The following is a 7331-nucleotide window of genomic DNA, read 5'->3' on the forward strand; positions in this document are numbered from 1 at the left end:
GGCGCGGTGATCCTGAACACCTATATCCGCCGCATTATCACGGGGGAGCGTTGATATGTCTGACGTAAAACCAATCATCGAGATGACGAATATCGAAAAGCACTTCGGATCCGTTATCGCGCTTGCAGGTGTCTCTGTGAACGTCATGCCCGGCGAATGTCACTGCCTGTTGGGTGACAACGGCGCAGGCAAGTCGACCTTCATCAAAACCATGTCCGGCGTGCATCAGCCAACCAAAGGCGAAATCACCTTCGAAGGCGCTCCGATGCATTTCAACGACCCTCGGGATGCCATTTCCGCTGGGATCGCGACGGTGCACCAGCATCTTGCGATGATCCCGCTGATGTCGGTCAGCCGGAACTTTTTCATGGGCAACGAGCCGATCAAAAAAGTCGGTCCGATGAAATTCTTTGACCACGACTACGCCAACCGCGTGACCATGGAAGAGATGAAAAAGATGGGTATCAACCTGCGTGGGCCGGATCAGGCTGTCGGCACTCTGTCTGGCGGGGAGCGCCAGACCGTGGCGATTGCGCGGGCTGTGCATTTTGGCGCCAAGATCCTAATCTTGGACGAGCCCACATCTGCGCTTGGTGTGCGCCAGACCGCCAATGTTTTGGCCACGATCGACAAGGTGCGCAAACAGGGCATCGGGGTGGTCTTTATCACCCACAATGTCCGCCATGCTCTGGCCGTCGGCGACCGGTTCACCGTGCTCAATCGTGGCAAAACGCTGGGCACGGCCAAACGCGGTGAGGTCACACCCGAAGAGCTTCAGGACATGATGGCAGGCGGTCAGGAAATGGTCGCTCTGGAAGGCAGCCTCGGCGGCACCGTCTAGCGCCCCTGACACGTAAAAAGAGGAAAAGCCCCGCCAATTTGGTGGGGCTTTTCCTGTGGTGGCGGGCGTTTCTATGGCCCCGCTCCGCCAGCTATCAGAACGTCGGCACGCCCCCAGCCTCGCTGCGATACTGGGTCAGCCCGAACTGCAGGCTACGCCCAATGCGATGGGCCAGCACGCTCATACTCTGGGCTGCCTGAGCGGGCAAAACATCCTGTGCTGCTTGATCAAACAGGGTGAGCCACTGCGCAAAATGCTCTGACCGAATTTCGGTGTTTTCCGAGTGTTTGCGCAAAGGGTTGCCCGAAAAATCACGGTCCAGCCCGATTGCGTTTCGCCAGAACGACGCAATCCGTGCCTCGTGATGCTGCCACTCCGTCGCTCCAGTTCCGATGGCGCGCAGAAAAATTGGACCGATCTCGGGGTCTTTGCGAACGCGGGCGTAAAATTCCGCGACCAGAACGTCAATCTGGGCTTCTGTGATGTGGAATTTTTGAAAACTCATCTTTGGACCTTTTTTCAAATCCCTGCGGGCGGACCGGCATTTTGGGGATATGTCACGTCACTTATGTCTTTTAACTAGTATTTTCAATACATATTATTTTGACAGTTGTACGCGCCGTCGTAATATCGGTCATTTCGCCACGTTAAGGGAAAACGTGCACTAGAAATGCACATTACTTTACCCTAGGTTTGGCCCATGCAACTTTCAAAATTCTCAGACTATGCGCTTCGAGTGGTCGTGCATCTAGCCGCATCGCCAGACCGGCTGATGTCCACACGTCAGATCGCGGAAATCCATGACGCAAAGTACAACCACATGGCAAAAGTCACGGGGTGGCTGGTGTCAGAAGGTTATGCCGAGTCCCTGCGCGGGCGGGGCGGCGGGTTACGGCTGTCGAAAGATCCTTCGCAGATCAGCCTTGGCGCTTTGTTGCGAAAACTTGAAGAGGACAAACCCATGGTGGAATGTCTGGCGTCCGGCGGTGGCATGTGTCTTTTGTCGCCGTCCTGCGGGTTGTCCCTTGCGCTGCAAAACGCGCAAGAGGCCTTTTTCAAGACGCTGGACCCGACCACAATCAAGGATGTGATTGGGCTGGCCCCCGGTATGGCCAATTTGCTAGGTGCCCTGAATAGCGGGTCGACCACCGCCTAGGCGGCCGACCTTCAGTCAACGCCAGACAGGCTATCCAGCCAGCTCGGGGTGTTGATAGGCCTCGGGATAAGGCATTGGCTTTAGGGGGCCGGCGGGTACAACCCCATTCCAGGAGCGGCCAAAGTAGCCTTGGCGACAATGCACCAACGATCCGCTTTTCGCGACTCCGGGCACGGCATAGACCCGGCAAAGCCAGCGCCACAGATGCGGGTAGTCCAAGATCCGGGCTCCATTCAGCTTCATGCGCACATAATAAACGGGATCATGGCGGTAAAGCGTTGGGAACAGGCGCAAATCTGCTTCGGTAAACCCCTCGCCCGCCAAGAACGGACGCCCGTCTGACAACAGGTCCTCCAGCCACTGCAAGGTGTCGAAATAGGCCTCAAACGCCTGCGAATAGACCGACTGATCCGACGAGAACCCAGCTTTGTAGGCACCATTGTTAATGGTGACATAAATGCGGTCATTCAGGCCATCAATCCGCTCTGAAAGCTCGGTGTTTTCAGGGCGCAGCCGGGGCCGGTCTGCATCGCTGAAAACGCTGCCCAGCGCGGCGGCGTGTGTGTCCAGCATCCGCAAGATTTCCGCGCTTTCGTTGTTGACGATGCGGCTTGCGACTTTGTCATACAGGATCGGAACCGACTGTTCCTCAGAGCCTTCGGCCTGATAAATCTGTTTCGCCAGCCGATACCCCTGCCCTGTGCCCGTCTCAAGCGTGCACTCGGGCAAGGTTTCGCCATTCAGCGTAGCCCGCCGCGTCGGGTCAAATTCCCACAGATTGGGGCCAACGGGATCTTGTTCGGTGGTGCGATTGGGAAAAGCGACATCCATGGAAATCGCATCCTCAAGCCCCAAAACACCCCGTGCCAGTGTGACGCGGTGGCACCACGGGCAGTTCAGCGCGACAAACAGATGATACCGCCCCGGTTCGGGCGGAAATTCGGGATCGCCAATGGCATGACGAAACCCGCTTACGCCACGCACAAACTCGCCACGCGCGCGGCGCGCTTTGGCGTCCGTTTGATCTTCTTGCGTGGATCGATCCACTGGTTTGTCTGCCATGTTACACCTTAAACTTCTGTCACACCCATCACTGTAACAGATAGGATGTCGCCTGAAGATGTGAAGCCAGACGCCGCCCTTTAGGTCACTTTAGAGCGGGTTTGGAAGCGGTCTTCTTTCCAGGTTTCACGCGCCAGAATATCCTCAAGCACCGACACGGCTTTCAGAATGTCCTGCTCGTTGATGAAAAGCGGCGTGATCCCAAAACGCATGATGTCAGGGGCGCGGAAATCGCCAATCACACCCTGCGAGATCAACGCCTGCATGCAGGCGTAGCCATGTTCAAACTGAAATGCGACATGCGCCCCACGCTGGTCTGCATCGCGCGGGCTGGCCAGCGACACCCCGGGGCACCGAGACTCGACCTGTGCGATAAACAATTCCGCCAGTTCTTTGGTGCGCCGATCCAGATCTGCCATATCGACATGGTCCCAGACATCAAGTGCTGTGGACAACAGATTGAACGCCGCAATCGACTGGGTGCCAATCCGCATCCGTGTGATCTGATTTGGCACTGGGTGATAGCTGGTATCAAATTCAAACGGGCTTGCGTGACCCCACCATCCGGACAGATAGGGCTCTACGGTGTCCAGCAGCCTTGGGGCCACGTAAATAAACGCCGGAGCCCCCGGGCCACCGTTGATATATTTATACGTACACCCTACCGCGAAATCGACATCAAGGCGGCCAAGCTCTACTGGAATGGCACCTGCGGAATGCGCAAGATCCCAGATCACCACCGCCCCAAGCTGATGCGCCTTTTCGATGATAGCGGCCATATCGTGCCGCCGCCCCGAGCGATAATCCACCTCTGTCACCATTACGACGGCCACGTCCTCGGTGATTGCGTCCAGCACATCCTCTGGATTCGGGATGCGCAACTCATAGCCGTCGTCTTTCAGCTTCATCAGACCTTCGGCCATGTACAGGTCGGTCGGAAAGTTGCCGTCGTCTGACAGGATCACGCGGCGATCCGGCACCATGGCCATTGCTGCGGCCAAGGCCTGAAAGACTTTGATCGACAGGCTGTCACTGACGATTGTCGTGCCCGGTTCTGCTCCAACCAGCTTGCCTACGCGATCCCCAAGCGCGTTGGCGGCCATCCACCAGCCCTTGGTGTTCCACCCCTTAATCAGTTCCGTACGCCACTCGTCATGCAGAAACCGCGCCATCGCATCGGGGGCCGCCTTGGGCATAGGACCAAGCGAGTTTCCGTTCAGATAGACAACCCCTTCAGGGATATCGAACATCGTGCGGGTCTTTTCAAAATCGGTCACGAGGGCCTCCTTAACGGTGGGAGTGTGCATATATGTTTGGGAATCTCGGATCACTTAATCCATGATTTACAAAATCGTATATGATTTTGATTGATCAAAGATCAACCCTCTTGCATGGATGATCAGGACTTTCGCCCATCACTCGGGAAAACACTTGGCAAAGAAACGGGCGGCGAACTGAATATGCTCTTCCAGCAAGGCCACAGCCCGCGGGCTGTCGCGGTCCAGTGTCGCCTCCATCAACAGCTTGTGGTGGCGCGGCTCTAGCGATTGCCGCAACAGATCCTTAAGCGACTCGTCTGCGTCGAGTTGGCGCAAAGACGCGTCGGTCATGGTAAACTTGAACTTGCGCAAAAGCTGTTCGTTGATCTGCTTTTGAAACACATTCAGCCATTTCGCGCCTGATCCCGCGATCAGAGCATCGTGAAACGCCTGATGCCGCTGCGCCCAGACATTCTGGGTTAAAACATCGGGCATATCGACCGGCGGATCCAGTTTTGAGAATTGATAGAACGCTGCGACAACGCCGGCCTCCCAGGCGTCATCCCCCTGCTCGATCGACTCGCGCAGCAAGGCGGTTTCAACGGTCAACCGACTGTTTTCCAGATCTTTGAACTCTTCCAACGACACCGGCGCCGAGCGGAAGCCACAGTTGACCTCAGAGACCACCAGACTCTCAGCCTCTAGCCTGCGCAGGGCTTCGCGCACGGGCGTGCTGCCAAACCCTGTGTCCTTGCCCAACGTCGCAATACGCAAGGGAATATCCGGTGCAATATCTCCGGAAATAATTGCCGCCCGCAGGTGTTGATAGGCAAGATCAGATTTATTGGGCATGTGGTCCTCAGCCCCCAAATGATATGTGATTGTCCATATCATACAGAAAGCTGAGGCAGGCGGAAGCCGAGGGTCTTAAGTAAGGGGCATGTGCCCCCTAGCCTTCGTTGAAACGCGGGGGACGTTTCTGCAAGAACGCTTCCATTCCTTCTGTCTGGGCGTCTGATCCATAAAGCGCGTGGTACATCTGACGCTCGTAAGAGACGCCCGCTTGCAACGTGGATTGATCGGCCATGTTGACACAGGCGCGGGCCATCATTGCAATGTCGCTCGGATAGCCTGCGATTTCCTGCGCTGTCTCCATGGCTACGTGTGACAAGTCCTCATGGGGGATCACGCGGCTGACAAGCCCCATCGAAAGAGCCTCGGCCGCATCAATCATCCGACCTGTCAGTATCAGATCCATCGCACGTGCACGCCCTATCAGCCGTGTCAAACGCTGGGTGCCGCCAATACCGGGAATGCAGCCGATCTTGATTTCAGGCTGGCCAAACTTGGCTTTGCTAGAAGCCAGAATGACGTCACACATCATCGCAACCTCGCAGCCTCCGCCCAGCGCAAAACCGTTGACCGCGGCGATTTTCGGGATGCGCAATGCTGCGAAACGGTCCCATCCGGCAAAGAAATCAGAGGCATACATGCTGGCATAATCCTGCACGGCAAGTTCTGCGATATCAGCGCCAGCGGCAAAGGCACGTCCAGCACCTGTCAGGATCAGACAACCGATTGCCGGATCTGCATCAAAGGCCGTGGCCGCCTGTAGCACATCTTCCATCACCTGCGTGTTCAGCGCATTCAGCTTATCGGGCCGGTTGAACCGGATGGAAGCGACCCGTCCTGTGACGTCGGTTTCGATCGTATCAAACATCATCAGCTATCCCAGATCGCGCCATAGGCGGGGATGCCTAAGCTTTCCATGTCATGAACCACTCGACGCGTCAGCTTTTGGTTCGAGATCACAATCACCGCCTCGGCCCCGCTTTCACGCACGGCCTGCAACGCAAGCGACGACAGGTTTGGCTTGCCTCGGGCGTCGGTGTCCCAGATCAAAGGGTTTTCTGTGCTGGCCTCGATTTCATCCACAATCGCGTCCCCATAGGTGGCGCGCGGGCTGCGGGTGGACCAGATCAGCCGGTTGGGCACCATGCCTTTCAACAGATGCGGCAGGATCGGCCCAATGCCAGAGCCGGTGCCGACATAGACCACTTTGGTGAACAGCTCTTCAATCCGCGCAACGCCAGACGTGGTGATCCCTTTGACCCACACGTGGCTTGGCGGATTATCGATGAAATCACCCGTCCAGTCCCCGGCCCGGCTGATGGCCAACCGATAGCCGGGTTTGCCCGGCGTCGGGATGTTGGCAAAGGAATGATACTGACCAAACGGCGTGTGTGACAAAGCATTCGAGCTGCCCGCAAAGGGAGTATCGCCATAGTCAAAGCCCGCAATGACGACGTGATTGGAGGGCTTAGAGATATCCACTTTCACACGTTTCAAAGACAGCCACGGAGACAGAATGGACAGGGTGATCACAAGCAGCATCCAGAACGCGGCGGTTTGTGTCAGAGTCTCGCCCAGATCGCGCGTGATCGATACCGTCTGCGCCCAGAACAGCCCCAAGACCGTCCAGCCGACAAAACGGTGGATGGTTTCAAACGTATTGTGAAACCGCGCGCGAATGGGGCCAATGGCGGACAGGATCATGAGTGTCATCAGGCCGACCATGGCCGCGCTCAGTCCCAGCGTCAGGTCCGACGGCAGGGCCGCGCCATTCACTCGGTTGGCCACCATGCCAAGCAGCAGAAAGCCAAACCAGATCGTGCCTGTAACCGTACCGCCAGAATGCAGACCGCCAAAGTGAAAAACCTTGCCCGCGCCCCAGCGGATCCACAGAGGCCAGCTTGTCGGAATGCGGGTTGCCAGCCAGAACAGGGCATTCACCACCCGCTGCTGGCGTATCAGAATGCCCAGCGACAGGTTGATCAGCGCCATATCCGCGATCGCCCCAAGCGCAAAGGCGGTTCCGTCGTGCCAATGGCCATCACGAATGCCGATCCCAAAGACCAGCAAGTTGACCGAGGCGACCAGAAAGGCCAGCCGGCGGTATTCCATCAGGGCCGGATGACGGGTGACTCTGCGCCAGCGGGAGGGCTTGGCTTCG

The 7331-nt window shown here is 57.1% G+C and carries 8 protein-coding genes; 2 read left to right on the forward strand and 6 right to left on the reverse strand.

Going from position 1 to position 7331, the window contains the following annotated elements:
- The first annotated feature begins 55 nt into the window (after positions 1–55).
- Positions 56–841: an ATP-binding cassette domain-containing protein gene (locus ACEQWH_RS09190; RefSeq protein WP_370230017.1), complete on the forward strand. Its 786-nt coding sequence runs from the start codon at positions 56–58 to the stop codon at positions 839–841.
- A gap of 94 nt (positions 842–935) precedes the next feature.
- Here ACEQWH_RS09190 and ACEQWH_RS09195 read toward each other — a convergent pair whose 3' ends face one another.
- Positions 936–1346 carry a group III truncated hemoglobin gene (locus ACEQWH_RS09195; protein WP_370230018.1) on the reverse strand — a complete coding sequence of 137 codons (411 nt, stop codon included), beginning with the start codon at positions 1344–1346 and terminating at the stop codon, positions 936–938.
- Between the two features lie 195 nt (positions 1347–1541).
- Here ACEQWH_RS09195 and ACEQWH_RS09200 point away from each other — a divergent pair, with 195 nt between their 5' ends.
- Positions 1542–1997 carry an Rrf2 family transcriptional regulator gene (locus ACEQWH_RS09200; RefSeq protein ID WP_370230020.1) on the forward strand — a complete coding sequence of 152 codons (456 nt, stop codon included), beginning with the start codon at positions 1542–1544 and terminating at the stop codon, positions 1995–1997.
- Positions 1998–2027: 30 nt separating this feature from the next.
- On the opposite strand, the gene ACEQWH_RS09205 is transcribed toward ACEQWH_RS09200, so the two are convergent.
- The 5 genes from ACEQWH_RS09205 to ACEQWH_RS09225 all read right to left on the reverse strand — a co-directional run.
- Entirely contained in the window at positions 2028–3059 is a 1032-nt protein-coding gene (locus tag ACEQWH_RS09205; protein WP_370230022.1) for a glutathione S-transferase C-terminal domain-containing protein, read from the reverse strand.
- Between the two features lie 80 nt (positions 3060–3139).
- A complete protein-coding gene (gene kynU / locus ACEQWH_RS09210) occupies positions 3140–4336 on the reverse strand; it encodes a kynureninase (RefSeq protein WP_370230024.1) in 1197 nt (398 codons plus the stop codon).
- A 138-nt stretch (positions 4337–4474) separates the two neighbouring features.
- The gene (locus tag ACEQWH_RS09215) at positions 4475–5170 is read right to left on the reverse strand and encodes a GntR family transcriptional regulator (protein ID WP_370230026.1); all 696 of its coding nucleotides are present in this window, start codon (positions 5168–5170) and stop codon (positions 4475–4477) included.
- Between the two features lie 97 nt (positions 5171–5267).
- On the reverse strand, positions 5268–6038 hold the full coding sequence (locus ACEQWH_RS09220) for an enoyl-CoA hydratase-related protein (protein ID WP_370230028.1): 771 nt from the start codon (positions 6036–6038) through the stop codon (positions 5268–5270).
- A 2-nt stretch (positions 6039–6040) separates the two neighbouring features.
- Positions 6041–7331: hypothetical protein (locus tag ACEQWH_RS09225; RefSeq protein WP_370230030.1), on the reverse strand; the 1291-nt coding region annotated here is incomplete at its 5' end.

It is taken from the genome of Cognatishimia sp. (assembly GCF_964229375.1).
Taxonomy (GTDB): domain Bacteria; phylum Pseudomonadota; class Alphaproteobacteria; order Rhodobacterales; family Rhodobacteraceae; genus Cognatishimia.